The sequence below is a fragment of the Arthrobacter sp. Cr_A7 genome (assembly GCF_029222765.1).
In the GTDB taxonomy this organism is placed as follows: Bacteria; Actinomycetota; Actinomycetes; order Actinomycetales; family Micrococcaceae; genus Arthrobacter.
Window position 1 is genome coordinate 1 of the sequence record NZ_JARHXQ010000286.1, and the last position, 21,031, is coordinate 21,031.

Annotated in this window: 24 protein-coding genes; 6 read left to right on the forward strand and 18 right to left on the reverse strand. The window is 65.4% G+C overall.

From position 1 onward, the window contains the following. Positions 1 to 25: 25 nt before the first annotated feature. The 6 genes from pdxS to P2Q66_RS16890 all read right to left on the reverse strand — a co-directional run bounded on the left by pdxS (position 26) and on the right by P2Q66_RS16890 (position 8,260). Positions 26 to 952 (reverse strand): pyridoxal 5'-phosphate synthase lyase subunit PdxS, encoded by a 927-nt coding sequence (pdxS, locus tag P2Q66_RS16865; protein WP_115525730.1) that lies wholly within the window; start codon positions 950 to 952, stop codon positions 26 to 28. A gap of 141 nt (positions 953 to 1,093) precedes the next feature. Further along, on the reverse strand, positions 1,094 to 1,717 hold the full coding sequence (gene pgsA / locus P2Q66_RS16870; protein WP_275729976.1) for a phosphatidylinositol phosphate synthase: 624 nt from the start codon (positions 1,715 to 1,717) through the stop codon (positions 1,094 to 1,096). Beyond that, positions 1,707 to 2,294, reverse strand: a complete 588-nt coding sequence (locus P2Q66_RS16875) for an HIT domain-containing protein (protein ID WP_275729978.1) — start codon at positions 2,292 to 2,294, stop codon at positions 1,707 to 1,709. The genes pgsA and P2Q66_RS16875 overlap by 11 nt, the downstream gene beginning before the upstream one ends. A 16-nt stretch (positions 2,295 to 2,310) precedes the next feature. Next, positions 2,311 to 4,320: a threonine--tRNA ligase gene (gene thrS, locus P2Q66_RS16880; protein WP_079596239.1), complete on the reverse strand. Its 2,010-nt coding sequence runs from the start codon at positions 4,318 to 4,320 to the stop codon at positions 2,311 to 2,313. Positions 4,321 to 4,436: 116 nt separating this feature from the next. Then, positions 4,437 to 7,925, reverse strand: coding sequence for a DNA polymerase III subunit alpha (gene dnaE / locus P2Q66_RS16885; RefSeq protein ID WP_275729981.1), 3,489 nt, complete (start codon positions 7,923 to 7,925; stop codon positions 4,437 to 4,439). Next, positions 7,922 to 8,260, reverse strand: coding sequence for a DUF6504 family protein (locus P2Q66_RS16890; protein ID WP_275729983.1), 339 nt, complete (start codon positions 8,258 to 8,260; stop codon positions 7,922 to 7,924). The genes dnaE and P2Q66_RS16890 overlap by 4 nt, the downstream gene beginning before the upstream one ends. A gap of 170 nt (positions 8,261 to 8,430) precedes the next feature. On the opposite strand from P2Q66_RS16890, the gene P2Q66_RS16895 reads away from it, so the two are divergent. Then, positions 8,431 to 8,820 (forward strand): hypothetical protein, encoded by a 390-nt coding sequence (locus tag P2Q66_RS16895; protein ID WP_079596242.1) that lies wholly within the window; start codon positions 8,431 to 8,433, stop codon positions 8,818 to 8,820. Between the two features lie 26 nt (positions 8,821 to 8,846). Here P2Q66_RS16895 and P2Q66_RS16900 read toward each other — a convergent pair whose 3' ends face one another. Continuing rightward, a complete protein-coding gene (locus P2Q66_RS16900) occupies positions 8,847 to 9,167 on the reverse strand; it encodes a chorismate mutase (protein WP_079596243.1) in 321 nt (106 codons plus the stop codon). 19 nt (positions 9,168 to 9,186) lie between these two features. On the opposite strand from P2Q66_RS16900, the gene P2Q66_RS16905 reads away from it, so the two are divergent. Continuing rightward, positions 9,187 to 9,609 carry a VOC family protein gene (locus P2Q66_RS16905; protein WP_275729986.1) on the forward strand — a complete coding sequence of 141 codons (423 nt, stop codon included), beginning with the start codon at positions 9,187 to 9,189 and terminating at the stop codon, positions 9,607 to 9,609. Between the two features lie 25 nt (positions 9,610 to 9,634). Here P2Q66_RS16905 and P2Q66_RS16910 read toward each other — a convergent pair whose 3' ends face one another. Beyond that, positions 9,635 to 10,396 (reverse strand): SOS response-associated peptidase, encoded by a 762-nt coding sequence (locus P2Q66_RS16910; protein ID WP_275729988.1) that lies wholly within the window; start codon positions 10,394 to 10,396, stop codon positions 9,635 to 9,637. A gap of 129 nt (positions 10,397 to 10,525) precedes the next feature. Here P2Q66_RS16910 and P2Q66_RS16915 point away from each other — a divergent pair, with 129 nt between their 5' ends. Further along, the gene (locus P2Q66_RS16915; protein WP_079596246.1) at positions 10,526 to 10,783 is read left to right on the forward strand and encodes a mycoredoxin; all 258 of its coding nucleotides are present in this window, start codon (positions 10,526 to 10,528) and stop codon (positions 10,781 to 10,783) included. 36 nt (positions 10,784 to 10,819) lie between these two features. On the opposite strand, the gene P2Q66_RS16920 is transcribed toward P2Q66_RS16915, so the two are convergent. The 4 genes from P2Q66_RS16920 to P2Q66_RS16935 all read right to left on the reverse strand — a co-directional run bounded on the left by P2Q66_RS16920 (position 10,820) and on the right by P2Q66_RS16935 (position 14,927). Beyond that, positions 10,820 to 11,569 carry a lipoate--protein ligase family protein gene (locus tag P2Q66_RS16920; RefSeq protein WP_275729991.1) on the reverse strand — a complete coding sequence of 250 codons (750 nt, stop codon included), beginning with the start codon at positions 11,567 to 11,569 and terminating at the stop codon, positions 10,820 to 10,822. A 206-nt stretch (positions 11,570 to 11,775) separates the two neighbouring features. After that, on the reverse strand, positions 11,776 to 13,488 hold the full coding sequence (locus P2Q66_RS16925) for an AarF/UbiB family protein (RefSeq protein WP_275729994.1): 1,713 nt from the start codon (positions 13,486 to 13,488) through the stop codon (positions 11,776 to 11,778). A 5-nt stretch (positions 13,489 to 13,493) separates the two neighbouring features. Then, on the reverse strand, positions 13,494 to 14,036 hold the full coding sequence (locus P2Q66_RS16930; protein WP_275729996.1) for a PadR family transcriptional regulator: 543 nt from the start codon (positions 14,034 to 14,036) through the stop codon (positions 13,494 to 13,496). Between the two features lie 87 nt (positions 14,037 to 14,123). Continuing rightward, positions 14,124 to 14,927: a thioesterase family protein gene (locus P2Q66_RS16935; RefSeq protein WP_275729999.1), complete on the reverse strand. Its 804-nt coding sequence runs from the start codon at positions 14,925 to 14,927 to the stop codon at positions 14,124 to 14,126. A 159-nt stretch (positions 14,928 to 15,086) separates the two neighbouring features. Between P2Q66_RS16935 and P2Q66_RS16940 the strand changes: the two genes are divergently transcribed. After that, positions 15,087 to 15,764 carry an endonuclease/exonuclease/phosphatase family protein gene (locus P2Q66_RS16940; protein WP_079596251.1) on the forward strand — a complete coding sequence of 226 codons (678 nt, stop codon included), beginning with the start codon at positions 15,087 to 15,089 and terminating at the stop codon, positions 15,762 to 15,764. 8 nt (positions 15,765 to 15,772) lie between these two features. Here the strand turns inward: P2Q66_RS16940 and P2Q66_RS16945 are convergent, their stop codons facing one another. Together P2Q66_RS16945 and P2Q66_RS16950 are read right to left on the reverse strand one after the other, a co-directional pair. After that, positions 15,773 to 16,279: an NUDIX hydrolase gene (locus tag P2Q66_RS16945; RefSeq protein WP_275730007.1), complete on the reverse strand. Its 507-nt coding sequence runs from the start codon at positions 16,277 to 16,279 to the stop codon at positions 15,773 to 15,775. 50 nt (positions 16,280 to 16,329) lie between these two features. Next, entirely contained in the window at positions 16,330 to 16,521 is a 192-nt protein-coding gene (locus P2Q66_RS16950) for a DUF1918 domain-containing protein (RefSeq protein ID WP_275730002.1), read from the reverse strand. Positions 16,522 to 16,594: 73 nt separating this feature from the next. On the opposite strand from P2Q66_RS16950, the gene P2Q66_RS16955 reads away from it, so the two are divergent. Both P2Q66_RS16955 and P2Q66_RS16960 read left to right on the forward strand, forming a co-directional pair. After that, on the forward strand, positions 16,595 to 17,101 hold the full coding sequence (locus tag P2Q66_RS16955) for a metallophosphoesterase (protein WP_079596252.1): 507 nt from the start codon (positions 16,595 to 16,597) through the stop codon (positions 17,099 to 17,101). A gap of 90 nt (positions 17,102 to 17,191) precedes the next feature. Further along, entirely contained in the window at positions 17,192 to 18,085 is an 894-nt protein-coding gene (locus P2Q66_RS16960) for a glucose 1-dehydrogenase (RefSeq protein ID WP_079596253.1), read from the forward strand. A gap of 3 nt (positions 18,086 to 18,088) precedes the next feature. Here P2Q66_RS16960 and P2Q66_RS16965 read toward each other — a convergent pair whose 3' ends face one another. From P2Q66_RS16965 to P2Q66_RS16980, 4 genes are all read right to left on the reverse strand, one after another. After that, positions 18,089 to 18,532: a DUF1810 domain-containing protein gene (locus P2Q66_RS16965; protein ID WP_275730003.1), complete on the reverse strand. Its 444-nt coding sequence runs from the start codon at positions 18,530 to 18,532 to the stop codon at positions 18,089 to 18,091. After that, positions 18,516 to 19,085, reverse strand: coding sequence for a DNA alkylation repair protein (locus tag P2Q66_RS16970; RefSeq protein ID WP_275730004.1), 570 nt, complete (start codon positions 19,083 to 19,085; stop codon positions 18,516 to 18,518). The genes P2Q66_RS16965 and P2Q66_RS16970 overlap by 17 nt, the downstream gene beginning before the upstream one ends. Beyond that, on the reverse strand, positions 19,082 to 19,438 hold the full coding sequence (locus P2Q66_RS16975; protein ID WP_275730005.1) for a TraR/DksA C4-type zinc finger protein: 357 nt from the start codon (positions 19,436 to 19,438) through the stop codon (positions 19,082 to 19,084). The genes P2Q66_RS16970 and P2Q66_RS16975 overlap by 4 nt, the downstream gene beginning before the upstream one ends. A gap of 281 nt (positions 19,439 to 19,719) precedes the next feature. Continuing rightward, positions 19,720 to 20,811, reverse strand: coding sequence for a lytic transglycosylase domain-containing protein (locus P2Q66_RS16980; protein WP_345795646.1), 1,092 nt, complete (start codon positions 20,809 to 20,811; stop codon positions 19,720 to 19,722). Between the last annotated feature and the right edge of the window lie 220 nt (positions 20,812 to 21,031).

Here is a 21,031-nt window from a genome sequence, read left to right on the forward strand (position 1 = left end):
GGTTTGTTGCCGTAAGGAAGAGAAATTACCAGCCACGCTCAGCGAGGCGGTGCGGCTGGGGGATCTCGTCCACGTTGATGCCCACCATGGCTTCGCCGAGGCCGCGGGAGGCCTTGGCGATGACGTCCGGGTCATCGTAGAAGGTGGTGGCCTTCACGACGGCGGCCGCGCGCTGGGCCGGGTTGCCGGACTTGAAGATGCCGGAGCCGACGAACACGCCGTCCGCGCCGAGCTGCATCATCATGGCGGCGTCGGCCGGGGTGGCGATGCCGCCGGCGGTGAACAGCACCACCGGAAGCTTGCCGGCAGCGGCGACTTCCTTGACCAGTTCGTACGGTGCCTGCAGTTCCTTGGCCGCAACGTAGAGTTCGTCCTCGGGCAGCGCAGCGAGCTTGGCGATCTCCGAACGGATCTGGCGCATGTGCCCGGTGGCGTTGGACACGTCACCGGTGCCGGCCTCGCCCTTGGAGCGGATCATTGCCGCGCCCTCGTTGATGCGGCGCAGTGCCTCACCGAGGTTGGTGGCACCGCAGACGAAGGGAACGGTGAAGTTCCACTTGTCGATGTGGTTGACGTAGTCAGCCGGGGTCAGGACCTCGGACTCGTCAATGTAGTCCACGCCCAGGGACTGCAAAATCTGGGCCTCGACGAAGTGGCCGATCCTGGCCTTGGCCATGACCGGAATGGAGACCGCGTCGATGATCTGGTCGATCATGTCCGGATCGGACATGCGGGACACGCCGCCCTGGGCACGGATATCGGCCGGAACGCGTTCCAGCGCCATCACAGCAACAGCACCGGCGTCTTCGGCGATGCGGGCCTGTTCGACGTTGACGACGTCCATGATGACGCCGCCCTTGAGCATCTCAGCCATGCCCCGCTTCACGCGGCTGCTGCCCGTGACGCTGTTCGCGGACGAACCGGCTTCGCTGCTTACATCAGGTGTAGACACAAAAACCCCTATGGGTAGATAGATGACCTTCGCCGGGCGTGCAGGCGGCAAGTGCCGGACTGTGCACACACGGATTTGCCGGATCCATTGACCGGGCAGTCCTAATACTAGTCCCCCCGCGGCCGGCCGGCTTAATCATGCTTAATCAGCCGGTGACGGTTCCGCCTGGGCCTGCCTGCGGACGGAAACCACGCGCTGCACCACGGTGACGAAGCTTGCCAGCGCGAGCAGCACCAGGGTCACCAGCAGCACCACCGATGGAAGGCCCAGTCCGGTGAACCCGGTCACCACCAGGACCGAAACCAGGCGTTCGGCGCGCTCGGCTATCCCCACATTGGCCGTGAACCCGAGCGATTCCGCCTTGGCCCTGGCGTAGGAAACCACCATGCCCAGGACGAGGCAGACCATGGCGGCTATGGCGATGGGGGTATCTGCGCCGCCGGTGAAGAACCACACGGCCAGCCCGGCGAAGAGCGCGCCGTCGGCAATCCGGTCGAGGGTGGAGTCGAGGAAGTTTCCCCAGCGGCTCTTGACGTCCTGCATCCTGGCCATGATGCCGTCCAGGACGTCGGAGAAGATAAAAGCCGTGATGAAGAGTGTTCCCCACCAAAGTTGCCCCAGCGGGTAGAACACCAGGGCTCCGACCACCACACCGGCCGTACCGATGATGGTCACTGCGTCGGGCGAAACACCAATCTTCAGGAGCCAGCGGGCAAGCGGAGTGAACAGGGCGGTGAAAAATCCGCGGGCGTGCCTATTCAGCATCCGTCTCCCCGGGCCAGGCGTCGGCCACCTGCTGGCGGACCTCGTCGAGGGTCTGGGTGATGGCCTTGGTCTGGGCAATGATGGGGAAGAAGTTCCCGTCCCCGCCCCAGCGCGGAACGATGTGCTGGTGCAGGTGGGCGGCGATTCCGGCGCCGCCCACCACGCCCTGGTTCATGCCGAGGTTGAAGCCGCCCGGGTTCGCCACCTTCCGCAGGACCCGCATGGCCGTTTGCGTCAGGTCGGCGAACTCCGCCGTCTCCTCCAGCGTCAGGTCGGTGTAGTCCGGGATGTGCCGGTAGGGGCACACCAGAAGGTGCCCGGGGTTGTAGGGAAAGAGGTTCAGCACCACGTAGCAGGTCTTCCCGCGATAAACGATGAGCGCGTCCTCGTCTGTCCGGCCGGGCCCCACGCAGAAGGGGCAGTCATCTTCATTCTTGAACTGGTGCTGCCCGCCCTTGATGTAGGCCATGCGGTGCGGAGTCCACAGGCGCTGGAAGGCGTCCGGGACACCGGCGAGGTCAAAGTCGTCGGTAACGCCGGCATCACCTGGATACCCGGCGCCTGTGTTCTCCTGCACGGTGCTGTTCCGTTCCCTAGCTGGTCCGGTTACGGACGGCTTCCGTGATCCGCTTGACTGCCTCTGCAACCGGCACGCCGTTGTCCTGGCTTCCATCACGGAAGCGGAAGGACACGGCACCGGCTTCGGCGTCGTCGCCGCCGGCGATCAGGACAAAGGGAATTTTGTCCTTGCTGGCAGTACGGATCTTCTTCGGGAAGCGGTCCGAGGACGTGTCCACCTCAGCGCGGATGCCAACCGCCTTAAGCTGGTCGACGACGTCGAACATGTACTCGTTGAACGTCTCCGCCACCGGGATGCCCACCACCTGGACGGGGGCCAGCCAGGCGGGGAAGGCACCGGCGTAGTGCTCGGTGAGCACGCCCATGAACCGCTCGATGGAGCCGAACAGGGCACGGTGGATCATGACGGGCCGCTGCCGCGTGCCGTCGGCCGCCTGGAATTCGAGTTCGAAGCGTTCCGGCAGGTTGAAGTCCAGCTGGATGGTGGACATCTGCCAGGTGCGGCCGAGCGCGTCCTTTGCCTGGACTGAAATCTTGGGACCGTAGAAAGCTGCTCCGCCCGGATCGGGGACAAGTTCCAGCCCTGACTCCTGGGCCACCTCGGCGAGGGTCCTGGTGGCTTCCTCCCAGGTGGCGTCGTCGCCGACGTACTTTTCGGGGTCCTTGGTGGAGAGTTCGAGGTAGAAGTCGTTCAGCCCGTAGTCCTTGAGCAGGCCCAGGACGAAGTTCAGCGTCTTGGTGAGCTCGTCCTTCATCTGTTCGCGGGTGCAGTAGATGTGGGCGTCGTCCTGTGTCATGCCGCGCACCCGGGTGAGGCCGTGCACCACGCCGGACTTTTCGTACCGGTAGACGGACCCGAACTCGAACAGGCGCAGCGGAAGCTCACGGTAGGAGCGCCCGCGGGACCTGAAGATCAGGTTGTGCATGGGGCAGTTCATCGGCTTCAGGTAGTAGTCCTGCGCCGGCTTGCGGATGGTGCCGTCGGCATTGAGTTCCTCGTCGACGCGCATCGCGGGGAACATGCCCTCCTTGTACCAGTCAAGGTGGCCGGAAACCTCGTACAGGTGGCCCTTGGTGATGTGGGGGGTGTAGACGAACTCGTAGCCGGCTTCGACGTGGCGCTGGCGCGAGTAGTCCTCCATCTCCTTGCGGATGATGCCGCCCTTGGGGTGGAACACAGGCAGGCCGGAACCCAGCTCGTCCGGGAACGAGAACAGGTCCAGTTCGGAGCCGAGCTTGCGGTGGTCGCGGCGTTCGGCCTCGGCGATCCGCTCCTGGTAGGCCTTGAGGGCATCCTTGGTGGGCCACGCCGTGCCGTAGATCCGCTGCAGCTGCTGGTTCTTCTGGTTGCCCAGCCAGTAGGCGGAGGATGAACGGGTCAGGGCGAAGGCGTTCGAGATGAGCTTGGTGTTGGGCAGGTGGGGACCGCGGCAAAGGTCGCACCAGACGGTGGTGCCTTCCTTGCGTTCCACATTGTCGTAAATGGTGATGTCGCCTGCGCCGACCTCGACGTTGACGCCTTCGCCGGCTTCGGCGGCCTCGTTCTTCTTGCCCAGCAGCTCGAGCTTGTAGGGCTCGTTCTTCATGGCCTCGCGGGCTTCGTCCTCGTTGACCACGCGGCGGACGAACTTCTGGTTCTGGTTGATGATCTTCTGCATCATCTTTTCGAGGGTCTTGAGGTCCTCGGGGGTGAAGGGCTCCGCGACGTCAAAGTCGAAGTAGAAGCCGTCCGTGATGTAAGGGCCGATTCCGAGCTTGGCGTCCGGGCGCAGCTGCTGGACGGCCTGGGCCATGACGTGGGCGGTGGAGTGGCGGAGCACGTTCAGCCCGTCGGGGGAATCGATGGTGACGCCTTCGACGTCGGCGCCCTCCGGAAGTTCCTGGTCCAGGTCCTTCAGCTCGCCATTGACGCGGGCCACAACAACGTCGCGGCGCTCAAAGAAGAGTTCCGCACCGGTTGTCCCGGTAGTCACCTTGGTCTCTTCGCCATCGACGAGAAGGGTGATCTGCTGGGCATCTGACACGGGTGTCTCCTATTCAAAGTTAAGGCTTCATAGCTTGTGGCGTACGGGGACCACAGCCAGCCATCGTCAATGCTATCGGTTCAACTGAGGGCCGACCAACGCGGCGCACGGCATGCTCAGCCGTTAAATCCCGTGATGGCGAGGCTCCTGCTGATCCCGTCCAGGGGGTGGGGCACATCCTGTCCGGGCGTGGAGGGTTCAGGAAACGGCAGGGTCCCGGTCCTGCTCAGGTCCCAGGCCATGCTGGCGCTCAGGCTGATCCCCCGCGGGCCCGTCCGGCGCGTGGTGCCCCGGATCAACAGCAGCCGGGTGCCAAACAGGAGCATGCCGGCTTTTTCCTGCGCTTCGTGGAAAAACACCGAATCGATGCATCCGGTGCCGTCGTCGATGCTGATGAAGACAACCCTCCTGCCGCCCCTCATGGGAGGCGTCTGGGTTGCAACCCGCACGCCGGCCACCAGCACTTCCGTGCCGTTGCGCAGGCCAAGGAGTTTGTCTGCAGTGATGACGCCCAGCCTGTCCAGCATGGGCCGGTGGCTGTCCATCAGATGCGAGCTGACATCAACCGCCATCAGGTCAAGCTCCGCCCTGACATTGTCCACCAGCGTGGGTGCCGGCAGCTCCGGGCTGACGTTGCGCAGTTCAACATCGCCCAGCGGGAGGGACAGTTGCCCCTCAAGGACTTCAACCCCCTTTTTGCTGCTGCTGGTTGCCTGGAGCTTCTGCAGATGGTGCACCAGGTCAGCCCTGTTGGCCGTGCCTCCTGCCTCCCGGTGCAGAGAATCGAAGGCGCCAAGCTGCGCCAGCCGCTTAATGCTCGGCTTACTGATTCTTGACCGTGCCCGAAGGTCTGCCAGGGAGTCGTAGGGCTGGCCTGCGACGATTCTTTTCAACTCCGTTGCAGAGAGCCCGTAAATCCCATTAAGGCTCAGCCGGATCCCCAGCTTGCCGGCATCCTGCCCTGACCTGACCCGTTCCACCCGGTATTCGGCTTTGCTCAGGTTAATGTCCAGGGGAAGGATCGGGATGCCAAGCCTTCGCGCTTCCGCCACCAGCAGCCGCTTGGGGTACATCCCGGGATCATGCTCCCACAATCCTGCAAGGAATGCCTCGGGATGGTGCGCTTTCAACCATGCTGACTGGTAGGTGGGGACAGCGAAGGCAGCTCCGTGCGCTTTGCAGAACCCAAAGCTGGCAAAGGACTTCAGGGTTTCCCATACTTTGTCGATGACGTCGAGGGAAAAGCCCTTGGCCTTTGCGTGCTTGCGGAAATACTCCTCAACCTGGGATTCGCCATCCTCGCTGCTGAGGGCCCGGCGGAACTCATCGGCCTTCGCAAGCCCGCAGCCGGTCATCACGTCGAATGTCCTGAGGATCTGTTCGTGGAAAACCGTCACCCCGTGGGTTTCCTGAAGAACAGGCTTCAGGAGAGGGTGCGGGTAGACCTCGGGGGCGAATCCGTGCCGGTGTTCCAGGAAGGGCCGAACCATGTCAGATTTCATGGGCCCGGGACGGAACAGCGAAATATCGATGATGAGGTCATTGAACTCCCGCGGCGCCATCTTGCCGATCAGTTCACGCTGGCCCGGGGATTCGATCTGGAAGCAGCCAAGGGTGTGCGTGCTCCTGATCAGCTCGAACGTGGCTTCATCATCCAGGGGCACTGCATTGAGGTCGATGTGGCCGTTGTCCGCGATGTAGTCAGGTCCCGACCCGTCCTGCCCGGGAGAATGGTTCCCGGCCGCCACCACGTCCTCCTTCGAGGGATGGATGCGGATGATCTCCCGGACAGCAAAAGCCATGGCACTTTGCATCCGGACACCCAGGACATCGAGCTTGAGCATGCCCATGGGATCCATGTCGTGCTTATCGAACTGGCTCATGGGCAGCCCGAGACCGCTGGGCTGGACCGGGGTGCGGTCCAGCAGGGTGGCATCACCCAGGATCACTCCGCAGGGATGCATGGAAATGTGGCGGGGCAGCCGGTCAAGGCGTTCAGTCAGGTCAACCAGCAGGTCCAATTGCTGGTTTCCGGCAGCATCGCGTCGCTCAACCCTTCCGGCAAACTCCCGCAGTTCAGGTTTTTCCTGCAGCGCCTCCCGGAATTTGCCGGCCGAAAAACGCCACAACTGCTTGGCGATCTCCCCTACCTCGCCGTCGTCCATGCCCAGCGCCATTCCGGCGTCGCGCACGGCACCCCTGGCGCGGTAGCCGTTCTGCATGCTCATCAGCGTGACCCGTTCGGCACCGAACCTCTCGAAAATCCGCCGGTACACGTTGTGGCGCTCCGCGCTTTCGACGTCGATGTCTATGTCCGGAAGTGTGGCACGGTCCTGGGAAAGGAAGCGTTCAAAGATCAGGTCATGCTGGAGGGGGTTCACCTGGCTGACATCAATCAGGTAGTTCACCAGGCTGGAAGCCCCCGACCCCCGGGCAGCAGCACGGACGCCCATCTCCTGGATCATCCGTGACACTTCAGCGACGGTGAGGAAGTAGGAGGAGAAGCCAAGATTCCGGATGATGCCCAGTTCATGCTCCAGCCGGGTAAGCATGGCCCTCTCCCCGGCTCCGCTTATTCCGGGGAACCTCCTGCCGATTCCGGCGTGGCAACGCTGGACCAGTTCATCATGGGGGTCCTGGCTGATCCCGATCACCGAAGCCTCCGGAACCACCGGTTGTTTCCACCCCATGTCCGCAGTGGGATCGATCCGGCACAGATCGGCGAGCGCCTCGGTTTGGGTCATCAGTTGTTTGAGGTCTGCGGCGCCAAATCCTGCTGCGGAAATGATCTCCTTGCCGAGCTGGAGCATCTGGGCCGATGTTTTCAGCCATCCCTGGCCGGTGGGCTGCAGCAGGGGCTCCCTGGCAAGTTCCGGCAGGGACTTCAGGGTGCGGGCAGAGTCAAGCACATCGGCAGTGGGCGCTCCATCAGCGGCGCAGTACCTGACGGCGTTGGTCAGGATCGCCGGGATGTGGTGTTCCTCGGCGAGCCGGAGCATACGCACAGCGTGGGAGGTACTCAGCGGGGAACCTGGGGGACTTAGCTGCGAGACAATCTCGGCAACCACGGTCCCGCCGGGCATGACGTCCAGCCACTGCTTGAACAGTGTCCGGGGCCGGAGGTATCTCCGCCCTCCCATGGCCAGGCCGACGTCCGAATCCGGCCCGAGCAGGACGGTCAATACCGGCTTGAGTGTGTGGGGGTCAAGGGTCCGGGAGGCAAGCTCGGCGCGCGTGACAGCCACCGGGACGGCTCCCCCGGACTTCCCGGAGGTCCGGGCATGGGCATCAGAGACCAGCCGGCATAAGGCACGGTACCCTGCCCCGTTGTTATGGCCGCGTGCAAGCACCACCACCCTGCCCGCCACCTGGGTGCGGTGATCGCCGTCGTCGTCAAAGACTGCAAGGTCCACCCCCACAATGGGATCGATTCCTGCCGCCATGCATGCCTTGAGGTGCTTGATGGTCCCGTACAGGCCGTCACGGTCAGTGCAGGCGAGCGCTGTGGCACCGTCAGCTGCCGCGCTTTGGGCAAGTTCTTCCGGCCAGGAGACGCCGTAGTGGGCACTGAATGCCGTGGAGACGTGAAGATGCGTAAAGCTCATGCTGTTGTGGGTCGGAGGCCGTCATGGATCCGCAGCAGCCGCCAGCGGCCGCTGCCAATGTGCCGGGTGAGGTCGAGGGTGAGCGGTTCGTCCTGCTCCCGGCCGGTGCGTTCGCGGCCGTCAACCGGCAGTACCTGGACACGCCAGATCTCGTGGTCAACCACTCCCTGCCCGCTTCCAAGCGGTGCACGGCTGACTTCATCCCACCATTGCCGGCGTTCATACCAGCGGACGGGTTCAGCACAGACAGTGTAGGAACGTCCTGACCAGGTAAGGCTTACCGGTTGGCCGTCAGGAGCGCAGGCAACATCAACGGATTCGCTGAACATGCCCATGGGCGCCTCCCGGTGAAACTGAAACTATTCGAATATGTATTCGAACATATCCAGTCTACGCCCGGTTCCCGGCCAACGCATCCACAGGTGGGCAGGGAAGCCTCGCCGGCTTCCTCCGTTTCCTCAGCACAGGGGTGGACGGACCGTACGCCAGGGAGCAGGATTGTGCCATGGACACCAAAGACGCACTCCTCAAGCAGGTCAGCATCAAAGCCCAGGACTCAACCCTGGTGGCCACCTTCGATCTGGACGGTACTATTCCAGGCTCCGGCGCCTACGTGGTGGGGCTTGTCGCGGCCAGCCCGGACTACTCCTCCCAGCGGCGGCTCGGCATTGAATTCATGAACGGCGAACCCATCGCCTTCTACTCGTTCAGCCACGAGCAAAGCACGGAAGAGAACTACGACCTCTCGGGCGTAACCCACTCAGAGAACTCCATCACCGGCCATTTTCCCCTCGCGGCCATTAATGGGCTCGGAAAGTCACACGTCATGACAGGCTTCAGCGAGGCGGACGGCCGGGAATTCCAGTCCGGCGTTCCGGTGGATGAAGCACTGTAAGAAGGCGTGAGCTGACCTGTAAAGGGTCAGCTGTTTTGTTTGTGGACCCGCATCTCGAGCTCGATAAAGCCGGAGATCATGGCGCGGTAGGTCGATTCGACGATGTCCGGATCGATGTCCTTCTTTTCGGCCGCGGACCGGACATGCTCGATGATCCGTTCCACCCGCCCCGGCGCGCGGACTTCAGCGTCGTCCCCCTTCAGGGTTCCGGCGATGCGGATCAGCCGTTCGCGGCGGGCGATGAGGGTGACAATCTGCTCATCCACTTCGTCAACAGCAACCCGGACGGCAGCGAGCTGTTCCTTGTCGGCCAAAGCGTCTCTATCGTTTCCTTGAATTGTTGCCATCGTCTGACAGTATCGAAGCATGCAGCCCCGAGTCGACTTCATCTCATTAGGTGTCCGCAGCGTCCCGGCGTCCCGCGCCTTCTATGTTGAGGGCCTCGGCTGGCCGGTCCACCATGAGGTCCCGGGCGACGTCGTCTTCATCCAGGTAAACCACGGCCTGGTGCTCTCCCTTTGGGACGCCCGGCAAATGCAGGCCGAGGCGGGCGTCAGCGCCCCGGGTCCGGTGTCGTGCATCACCTTGAGCCACAACCTTGCCAGCACGGAAGAGGTGGACCGGGTCATGGCGGAGGCAGCAGCAGCGGGGGCCGCCATCATCGCCGAGCCGGTGACGCAGCCCTGGGGCGGCTACAGCGGCTACTTCGCCGACCCCGACGGTTTCCGCTGGGAAGTTGCGTACAACCCCACCTGGGCAGTGGACGACGGCGGCGCGGTCACCGTATAGGCCGGCGCCAGCGTTGCTGGGGCTGCTAGAACAGTGCCTCCACCGGCTGGATCAGTTCCGGCCCGTTGTTGCGCACGTTGCCTACCTCCTTGCCCACGGACTCCACCCGCCAGTCCGCTGCCACGTCCTTGACCCCCGCCCGCACCAGGTCCACCAGCCCGGCGGCGTCGTCCACGTCGGGATCGAGCCAGGCCCGCATGGTCGCCTTGTCCATGGGCAGGGGGACCCGGTCATGCAGTGCGGTCAACTTTCCGAAGACCGTCGATTCACTGCCCGGAGGCGGCGTATCGGTCGTCAGGATCGACGTGGACAGCAGCCATTGCCCCGGTTCCCCGGCCGGGACGGACGGGTCCTTCCACCATTCGTAGAGCCCGGCAAAGACCAGGCCCCGGTTCTCTCCGGGATGCACGTAGTAGGGCTGCTTCGATTTCCCGGGGCCCTGCTTCCATTCGTAGTACCCGTCTGCCGGTACGGCACAGCGCCGGGACTGCACGGCCTTGCGGAAGGCCGGCTTCTCCAGCACCGATTCGCTCCTGGCGTTGATCATCCGTGACCCGATGCCGGGATCCTTCGCCCAGGAAGGGACCAGGCCCCACTTTGCAACATGCAGCTGGCGTACCTGCTTACGGGCCGGGCCGTCGTCGATCAGCCGTTCCAGGACGATCGGGACATCATCGGTGGGCGCCACGTTCCACGAGGGCGGGATGCTCACCTCGTCCTCCAGCTCGGCGTCGAACTCTGCCAGGAGGTCCCCCACGGCACGTGCCATCACATAGCGTCCACACATGGCTCCAGCATGCCATCGGCGCCACATACTGTCATCCAGGCGGCACCGGGACCTCCGCACAGGGGGAATACCGGGCGGCGCGCTACCGTTGACAGGAACGAAACCTACATCGACGCAGAGGAGAATTCTGTGGACTTCACTCCCGAATCAGGCACCATCACCATGTTTTCCACCACCTGGTGCGGTTACTGCAACCGGCTCAAGAAGCAGCTGGACGCGCAGGGCATCGGCTACACCGAGATCAACATCGAGGAAGTGGAGGGCACGGCCGAACTCGTGGAGCAGCTGAACGGCGGCAACCGCACCGTTCCCACGGTCCTGTTCCCGGACGGCACAGCCGCCACCAACCCCTCCGCCGCCGAGGTCAAGACGCGCCTGGCAGCATAACCACCGCGGCCGCCCGGCCGTTCGAACCGTTGCGGGTCATGCCCCCAGGCTGCTGAATGAAGCAGTTTCCAGGGTGGCATGGCCCGCATACGTCTGCAGGACTGCATCCACCACGGCCTCCACCTTCAAGTTGGGAACCAGGTCGTCCACCGCCCCGGCCGTGGCAGGGTCCCACTCCAGCCCCAAGGCTGCGTAGCTGTCGGTCAGGACTTTCCGTATCGGTGCGGAGTTTTCCACCACGATCACCGAACTGAAAAGCCACCCGCCGGCAACCACCCGCTGGGCCGTGCCCACGAGTTTCACGCGGTGCGCCGGGCGGGCGGGATCAGTGCCGTGCACGCTGAACTCTCCGGGGCAGTATTCACCGGGTATTTCCCCGACAGCCGCCTGCACCCCTGCCCTGCGCAACGCCTGGGCAAACAACTCCCCGAAGTGCCCGAACCGGGTCTTGGAGCCGGCAATGGCATCCGGGTCCGGCTCGATGTGGTCCACCACCAGGGTCCCCTGGTGGTAGGCGGCGGCGCGTCCCCCGGCCCTGCGCACCAGCGGCTCGAAGCCGTTGTCCCTGCATGCCTGCGCGGCTGCTTCGAATCCCGGCAGGCGGGTGTCGCGCTGGCCGAAGGCGACGGTGGGGGCGGGCCGGTAGAGCCGCAGGGTTGGCCCGATCTCCCCGGACTTGGCCCGGGCCAGGAGCTCCAGCCCGAATTCCAGGTCACGGCCTGCTCCCAGCGAGGCTTCCTGCCGCACCACTGTCAGTGTGCGGGGTCCCGGACCGGCGTCATGCATGTTGCTAGGCTCCCTTGTGGTCTTGCTGTTCCTTGTTGTTGCCGCCGCGTTCGCCGTGGATTGACGCCGTCTGGCTCAAACTCGGCCCCGTTCTACCGCAGCCATTTCGGGGAGCTGCCGGCGGACAAGCCCCACCTAGGTTACGCCGTAGCCTTCCAGGTCATTTACACCGCGCCATCGTGTTCCACACGGTTCAGCCTCCCGCATCACAGGCCGCGGCGCCCCACCCACAGGCCGTGGAACAGCGGGACCACGGATGCTGCCATCAGCAGGTTGCCCAATGCGGAGTCATCCGCCCGTATCAGGGCCCCCGCAATGAGAAGGGCAGCGAAGACCACGGCCGACGCCGAACGGCGGGCCGTGCGGTCCAGCCGGGCAACCTGCCGCTCAAGGCGCGGGTTGGCAACAGGGAGGTTCCCCTCCTCAGCCCGGGTGATGAGCCCGTCCAGCCGCCCGGGCAGCCGAAGGGCGAGTCCCCCGGCATCAATCGCCTGCCGGGCGGCGTCCTGCACGATGTTGCCGCGCTCGTCACGCAGCAACCGGGCCGCATACGGTTCCACCGAATCCCAGAGGTTGTAGCGGGCGTCCAGGGAGCTGCACACCCCCGAGGTCAGCGATACTGCGCGGATGATGAGCAGGAAGTTCTCCGGCAGCTGGAATGGCAGTGAACGGACCACGTCGCCGAATTCCACCGCGAAGTCACGGAACTCGCGTGGATCCACCTCGCGGAGTTCCGCGAAACCCATCCCACCGAACCGGGCGAAGAGATGCGTCATGGCCCGCTCCAGCTCCACGGTGTCGGCCGCCGGTACCAGGACGCCCACGTCACGGATGGCGGCAACGAGTCCTTTGCCGTCACGGGCTGCGGCAGCGATCAGGAGCCTGCGCAGGCCGGTGCGGGCTGAGGCTGTGACCTCGCCCATCATGCCGAAATCGATGAACGTCAGTTTCCACGGGTGTTCCCCGGCTCCGGCAGCTGCGGGAGTGACGAAGATGTTGCCGGGGTGGGGGTCGGCATGGAAGAAGCCGTTGGTGAACAGCTGGTCGAACATGACCGCGGCGAAGACGGGAGCCACCGCCGCGGGGTCGATGCCGGCCGCACGAAGCGCAGCCGCGTCGGTGATCTTGATGGCCGTGACATCCTCGAGGGTGAGGACGCGGCGGGTGCACCGCTCCCAGACGGGCAGGGGCACCTGCACTCGGACGTCGCCGGCAAAATCGGCGGCGAAACGCTCGGAGCCGGCAGCCTCGTGAAGGTAGTCGATCTCCTCAAAGCTGGTCTGCGCGAATTCCTCCAGCAGGGCGGGCATGTCGGCACGCTCGGACACAAACCGGAAGTGGCTGAGCCATCCGGCCACCCTGCGCAGCGCGGCCAGGTCGACGTCGACGATCGCGTCAATCCCCGGACGCTGCACCTTGACCACAACGTCCTTGATCCCGAACTCGTCGGCGTCGTCAGGAAGGAGCCGTGCACGGTGCGCCTGGCCCAGGGATGCGGCGGCGAGCGGAGTTTCCTCGAACATAGCGAACGCCCGCTCAAGCGGGAATCCCAGCTCGGACTCGGCAAGGGCGCGGATGGCGGGGAAAGGGACCGGCGGAACCTCGTCCTGAAGGCCCTCGAGCTCCTCGGTGATTTCGGGTGGCAAAACGTCAAGCCGGGATGACAGGAACTGGCCCACCTTGATCATCAGGCCGCCCAGGTCCACGGCCAGGACATGGAACCGCCGGGCGAAGCGCTGCATCCTCGGCGAACGCGTCCGTGCGGCAACCCTGGCCAGCCCGATCCTGGGGAGGAACAGTTCGAACCACCAGGTGATTGCCAGGTGCCAGGCAGCGAACCGGAGGATGCGGCGGTAGCGGGCACGGGTGTTTCCCGCGCCCGGTGCCGGAGCGGACCGGCCCCGGCGGATGGACGGCACCCGCGTCAGTCCTGGGCGAGAATCGAGTACATCCGGCGGCGTGCCTCCTCGAGGACCGCCACGGCCTGCCTCACCTGTTCGGGTGATCCCGTGCGGTTCACCTGCGCTGCTGCCTGGGCGAGCTCAACGCCTGCCTTGGGCAGGGACATGAACTCGGCTCCGCCGTGGGGGCCTGCTGCGTCCCATGGAGCCGATGGGTGGTCGCGGGCAACTTCCTCCCGGCCGGCTTCGGTGAGGCTGTAGATCTTGCGGCCGTTGGATTCCTCGGCACTGATGACGCCCTCGTCGGCCAGCAATTGAAGCGTGGGGTAGACGGAGCCCGCGCTCGGCTTCCAGCTGCCGCCGCTCCGGTCCTCAATTTCGCGGATGATCTGGTAGCCGTGCATGGGGCGCTCTGCCAGCAGGGCCAGCACCGCCGCCCGCACTTCGCCCTTGCCGGCGCGGGTGCCGGCGCGCTTCTCGAACCGGGAACGCAGTTCGTCCACAGCCTGCCACAGGCCGTCGATATTGGTGCCGCCGAATCCATATGCCGGGTACGAGCCACGCATGATGGTCTCCTCTGTGAATCGCGAACGATATACAACGATACTTAACGATACAACCGGGGAGGCCCGGCGGGGCGGCCGTCAGAGGAGTCAGGTCCTGCGGAGCGTCAGGATCTGCTCGGCGCGTCCGAACGGGCCCTGCCGGTCGTGCAGGATCGTTGACGTCAGTCCAATCCCGTCCCGGCCGAAGGACACGGCGTTGTCCAGGCCCAGCCACTCCCCCTCCGGGCGGCGGTACATGTGGATCTGCAGGTCCAGGTTGGGAAAGGCGTAGCTGTCCTTGCCGGGCGGAACCCGGGCGGCGATGCCGTTGGCTGTGTCCACCAGCCCCATCAGCCGGGCCAGGTCGCTGCTGTCGTTCCGGTCCGTCAACGGATGGTCGGTGCGGAGCCAGACTTTGCCGGCACCCGGCCGGTGCCCTTCGGCCACGCGCATCTCCAGGGACCTGATGTAGCCGCCGGGCCAAATGGCGGAACCGTCATAGGGTTTGCAGTCGTCGGGCCCGGGAATGGCCGTGTCCTCGATGGCTGCCACCGCGGCGGTATCGCTGGTGATCATCCGCCACGCCGTGGCGCGGATGGCTGTCCGGCCGTCGGCAACGAGTTCGGCCTGCAACAGCTCGATGGTCCGCCCGGGCCGGAGGGTTGAGGTTTCGATGTGGAACCCGCCGCCGGGGATCAGCCCCAGGATCTCGTAGCTCAGGCGTGCCATCCGCATGTCCGCCCGCGGCTGGTGCCGTTCCAGGGCATCAGCCATCAGGCCGGACGCAGGTGCCATGTGCTGCTCGTGGACGTTCCAGGCGCCCTGCGCGTGGATCGTGGAGCGGAAGCGGCCACCGCCCAGGTTTTGGTAGTAGGCATTGCCGTGCGCCAGTTCGGGAAGCTCTTCAGTCAACGGTGACCTTTCGGCGGATCTCAGTGAATTGGCACTAACTCTATCCGCTGGGGCCGGAGGACCGGCCAGCGGGTCGGATTGAAATGTTTGAACGTGGAGGAAGGCAGCGGACTAGACTCAGGAACTGGTCCTGTCAGCATCCCTCGGAAGAGGTGTTCCATGCGCGTCATCAGCTACAACCTCCGCAAGCACAAGGCCAGCGGCGAGCTCCTCGCCCTGGCCCGGAATCATGACATCGATGCGCTGTGCCTCCAGGAGGTGGATTCCAGCGACCTGCCGGAAACCCTGGGCCCCCTGCACCTGGCGGACACCACCAAGGGCAACCGGCTGGGTTTGGCCATCTACTACCGCACCAGCCGCTTCACCGCGCTGGACACCCAGTCCTTCGCGCTGAAGAAGTCGATGCATGACAGGGTGCTGGCACCGGCCCATGAGAGGCTGATCGGAACGCGGGTGATGGACAATGACACCCAGCATGAACTGGTGATCGGATCGTTCCACGCCGCCCCGCTCACCGCGTCCAATTCGCTTCGCCGCAAGCAGATCCATGCCGCCCATGCCGAGCTGCTGAGCATGGGCAAGGGCCTGATGACCCTGATGGTGGGCGACTTCAACTACCCGTTCTTCACCAAGAACCTTGATATCCACATGAAGAATTCGGGTTATGCGCTGTCACTGAGTAACCGCCGCACCTACACCCGGTACAAGGTGTTCAAGGGCCACTTCGACTTCGCGACGTCCCTGGGCCTGGACATCCAGAGCGTGGAGACACTTCCGCGCGGCAACTCGGACCACCTTCCCATCCTGGTCACCGCCGAATACGGCCCGGACTACTAGGCAGCGCCCTACGGGGACGCCAACCGCTCCCGCAAGGCAGGCCATGCCGCCGCGAATCCGGGGTGCAGTTCCTTCGATTCCACCTCGCCCAGCGGAACCCACAGCAGTTCAATGCTCTCGGGATCGCTGATCACCGGATCGAAAGGCTCCCGCACCAGCACCACGACGGTGGTGTAGGACCAGTAGCCGAGATCCAGCACCGAGGTGAAGAGCACGTCCACGCCCGCAGGCGGCACCGCCGCTTCCTCAAAGGCTTCGCGGAGGGCCCCGTCAACGGGTTCTTCGTTTTCGTGGAGGGCCCCGCCCGGCAACCCCCAGGTCCCGCCGTTATGGCTCCAGACAGCCCGATGCTGGAGCAGAACGCCTTTGGACGGGTCATAGGCAAGCACTCCCGCAGCCCCGAACCGGCCCCAGTAGCGGCCGCGCTCCCCCTCCACCCAGGCGTCACCGGGATCCCGGGGACCGGTCCGGACGGGCGGAGTGGAGGATGCTGCGGAGGCCGGTGAATGATCCATCACGCCAGTCTGCCAGCTCATTCATCCTGGGCCCAGCACACCGCCCGGCCTCAGGTGCCGTGCCCGCGCTCGACGGCGAAATCGCCGCCGGGATACATGATGGTTTCGTGTCCGTCGTCAAAGCGGACCAGGTAGGGCGGTGTTCCGCCCTGGCCACGCACTTCAACGATCACCCCGTGACGGTCCGTGGATCCCACAGTCCTTCCGTGGACGATGATCCGGTCACCCTGCGCTGCCTCCATGGCAATCACCTCCAGCCCCCAGATTACGTCCACGCGGCGGGCCGGAACAGGCCCCGCATGGCAGGATTTCCCTATGCCGCTCAGCCTCCTCCTGATTGCCGATACCCATGTCCCCAAACGGGCCAGGGACCTTCCCGCCCAGGTATGGTCCGCCGTCGAGCACGCCGACGTGGTGTTCCATGCGGGGGACTGGGTGGAGGCGGCATTGCTGGACCGGTTGGAACAGCGGAGCCGTTCCCTGGTGGGCGTGTACGGGAACAATGACGGCCCGGACCTGCGCAGCCGCCTCCCCGAAACGGCGCACATCACCCTGGAAGGCGTCCGTTTTGCCATGGTGCATGAGACCGGGCAGGCCAAGGGGCGGGAGTTGCGGTGCGAGGCCCTTTTCCCGGATGCCGATGTCCTGGTTTTCGGGCACAGCCATATCCCCTGGGACACAACCTCCCCAAGAGGCCTGCGGCTGCTGAACCCGGGCTCTCCCACGGACCGCCGCCGGCAGCCCGCCTGCACTTTCATGACGGCGACCGTCGACGGCGGCAAGCTCGCGCAAGTGCGCCTGGTAGAAGTCCAGCGGGTGTAAACACGGGTTGGCAGGTGGCCGCTCGATGCCTAGGCTTGAACGGTAAGCATACTTAGCTTTTGGAATCCACCAACCACCAGGAGGACCACCATGACAGACCAGTACACCTTCCGTAATCCGGTCACCGCCTACGAGCAGATCTCCCCGCCGGAACAGCACCAGCCCGAGCCCGGCCTGGATGCGGAGCTGACGCCCAAGGCGGACCTCGGGGAGGACACCTACCGCGGCACCGGACGGCTGGAGGGCCGCAAGGCGATCGTCACGGGGGCGGACTCCGGGATCGGCGCGGCGGCGGCCATCGCGTTCGCGCGGGAGGGCGCCGACGTTGTCCTGTCGTACCTGCCCCAGGAGGAGGAGGACGCTGCCCGGATCGCCGGCATCATCGAAGCCGCGGGCCGCAAGGCCGTCAAGGTTCCCGGGGACCTCAAGGACCCGGTGGTCTGCCGCGAGGTCGTGGACACGGCGGTGGCTGTCCTGGGCGGCGTGGACATCCTGGTCAACAACGCGGGCAAGCAGGTGGCGCAGGAGGAGCTGGCCAACATCACCGACGAGCAGTTCGACCACACGCTCAAGACCAATGTGTATGCGATGTTCTGGCTGACCAAGGCCGCGCTGCCGCATATGCCTGCCGGCTCCACCATCATCAACACCACGTCCGTGCAGGCCTACAACCCGTCGCCGACGCTGGTGGACTATGCCACCACCAAGGCCAGCATCAACAATTTCACCAAGGGCCTGGCCCAGCAGCTGGCACCCAAGGGCATCCGGGTGAACGCCGTTGCGCCAGGGCCCATCTGGACCCCGCTGCAGGTCAGCAGCGGCCAGCCGAAGGAGGACCTGCCGGAGTTCGGGCAGTCCACTCCCCTGGGCCGCGCCGGGCAGCCGGCGGAACTTGCGCCCGCGTACGTGTTCCTCGCCTCTCCGGAGTCGAGCTTCGTCATTGGTGAAACGCTGAACGTCAACGGCGGCAGCCCCACGCCGTAGCGCCTATGCGCCGTCCTGTTCAGCCAGCAGGGCGTCAGTGGCTTCGTCCGGCTGGCCGTCGAAAAACTGGGCCAGGACGGTTTTGAACACCGTTTCGCCGGGCGCGGCGCGGAGGAAAAGCGTCATGGACGACTGCAGTTTGCGGGCGTCGATGCCGCCCAGGATGTCCTCTGCGGCGCGCCCGGCGTGATTGGTGAGTGCCTGGGCGCATTCGAGCAGGCGCGGTCCCAGCACGTCGTGCTCAAGGTATCCGCGGGCTTCGGCCAGTGAACTGATGGCGTATGTCCGGGACGTTGGACTGTGCCCCAGGCCCGCAATCTGCGGAAAGATGAACCACATCCAGTGGCCGGATTTTCGGCCCAGTTGCAGCTCTGCCAGCGCCTGATCGTAGGTTCCGCCGCTGTCCTGCGCCGAGACGAAGCGTTCCAGGTCAAAGGGCTCGTTCATGGGTGTCTCCTTGTGGTGGGGCTTCCGGTCTGGCTTGCTGGTCAATCAGGGCCGCTGCCTGGCGCAGCCGGGTGTCCGGGTCCTTCCGCCACCGGGCCAGGACGACGTCCGCCCGCTGCCGGTCCCGGTCAGCCAGCCCGGCAAGCAGCGGCACCACCACATCGGCCACCAGCGGATCGGCGAGTTCCCGGGTCTGCGCGGAGCGGAGGAAGCCCTCCATCCGGGTCAGGTCGGAGTGCCGGAGGACACCCACCCTGGACTGGAGCAGCACCACGGCCGCCAGCCGCCGTTCGAAGACGGGCCGGGCACCCGGCTTCGGCTGGCCCCACAGGGCGGAGGCGAGCAGCACCACCCCGTCATGGTCCAGGTCCTTGTACTTCCGGAGTGCATCGCGGACGGTTCCCCGGACTGCGCCCACCGAGGAACCGTAGGAGGCGAGGGCCCCGCCCAGCCTGCTCCCGACGTCGTCCGCCCGGTACCAGGCACCCTCATTCTGCAGCGTGCGGTCAACGAATCCTGCCGCAGCCGTGACAGTGTCCGCGGTGCTGCTCACTGCCGGCCCGCCGCAGCGTGGTTGATGCAATACGGCGTCCAAGGCCGGGCCTCCAGCCGCCCTTCGGCTATGGCTTCACCGCAGACGGTGCAGCTGCCGTAGGTCCCGGCCGCAAGGCGTGCGAGGGCGGCCTCCACCTGGTCCAGGCCTGCGCTGCTCTGTTTCAGCAGCGCCGAAGCCTGCGAGAGTTCGAAGGCGATGGTGGCGCCCTCCGGATCGTGTTCGTCATCCACATTCGAATCCTGGCGGGCCAAGTTGGCCGAGGCGATATCCGCGCGAAGGGACGGGAGCAGGGCCACCTTCCGTTGCCGCTCCTCCTCGAGCATGATCCGGAACCGTTCGAAATCAGGCATGTGAAAAGCGTAACCGCCCGTGCATCCAGTGCGGGTCAGTACCAGTTTTTAGCCACGGAGTGGTTCCAGGCCGCGCACGGCGAGCCATACCGTTCACGGATGTAGCCAAGGCCCCATTCGATCTGCGTGCGGTAGCTGGTGAGCCAGTCGCCGCCGGCGCTGGCATACTTGCCCGGCGGCAGCGCCTGCGGGATTCCATAGGCCCCGGAATAGGGGTTGGTGGCGGTGGTCAGCCAGTTGGATTCCTTGGTCCAAAGCTGGGCGAGGCACAGGAACTGGTCCTAGCCCCAGCCATAGGCGCCCAGGCGGCCGGAGGCATAGGTCTTTGCCCCCGCCGGATCGTTGACGGCGCCGCCGGGCACGGAAGGTACGACGACGGCGGGCGGGCCGGGCGGGACAGCAGGCGCCGGCGGAGGTGCTGGAGCGGCGGGAGCCGCCGGGACAGGATTCGCCTGTGCCGGATTAGGAGGGGCCGGATTGGGAGGGCCGGGGTTCAGGAGCCCGGGATTCGCGGCCGGCGGATTCCGGGTTCCGGCACCGGCAACACTGGCGCCGGCTGCCGCCTGCTGGCGGGCCTGTTCCTCGGCGGCTGCCCGCTTTGCCGCCTGGGCTGCCTCATAGGCCGCGAGCGCCGCCTGGCCCTGCCGGTACTCCCCCTCCACTGCCGCCGTCGTCCCCTTGAGGGAGGCAAGCTGTGCGGTCAGTTCCCCGCTGCGCCGCTGCTCCTCCCCGATCTGTCGCGCCACGGCATCCTGCGCGGAACGCGCTGCGTCCAGTTTGCTCTTTGCCTCCTCGGAAAGGCGCTCGCGCTCTGCCCTGGCAGCCTTCTCCTGGTCGGCCAGCGAGGAGGTGATTTTCCCGGCGGCCGCCGCCTTGTTGACGAGGGCTGCAGTCTTGCCACCCACAATGTGAACAACGTTGAGTCCATGGACGCTGTTGGCCTCCAGGGCGTCCAGGGCCACGAAGAAACCCATGGCTGTCCCGCCGGTGCGGTAGGACTGGGCGGCCAGCGCGCCGATCTCCCTCCTGTGCTGCAGCAGTTCACCGTTTGCCTGGGTAGCCTGCGCGGCCAAGGCGTCCACCCTGGCCGTGGTGGACTGGAGGGCGGCGTCGGCCACGGCATAGTCCGCAGCCGATGTCACTGCGGCGCGCCCCACCGACTCGGACTGGCGCTGCAGGCCGTTGAGCAGGTCATTGATCCTGGAGATTTCGGCGGCCTTGCCGGTCTCCGTCTGCTGCGCCTTCTGCACATCCTCCCAGGACGGATACCCGCCGGGCGGCATCTCAACGGCTGATGCCGGGAGCAGCGCGGCCGAAGTGGCGAGGGCAACGGCCAGCAGGCTTCCCAGCAAGGGAGATCTCGCATTGGTCACGAACGGGGACATAGTTCCGAAGCTTACCGGCGGCACAACCGCCCCATGGGTCACAGTAGCCACATCGTTACACTGCTTGTTGTGCTGAGCGGAACCTGGTGGCAGCGGTCGCGCAGCACGGGATTTCCGCCCTCGGCGCAGTGCCGATCCTAGACTTGTTCCATGGGCGGAAACAGCGCACCGGGAGGCACTGGAGCGCTCCTTCCACGCCTTCGCCGCC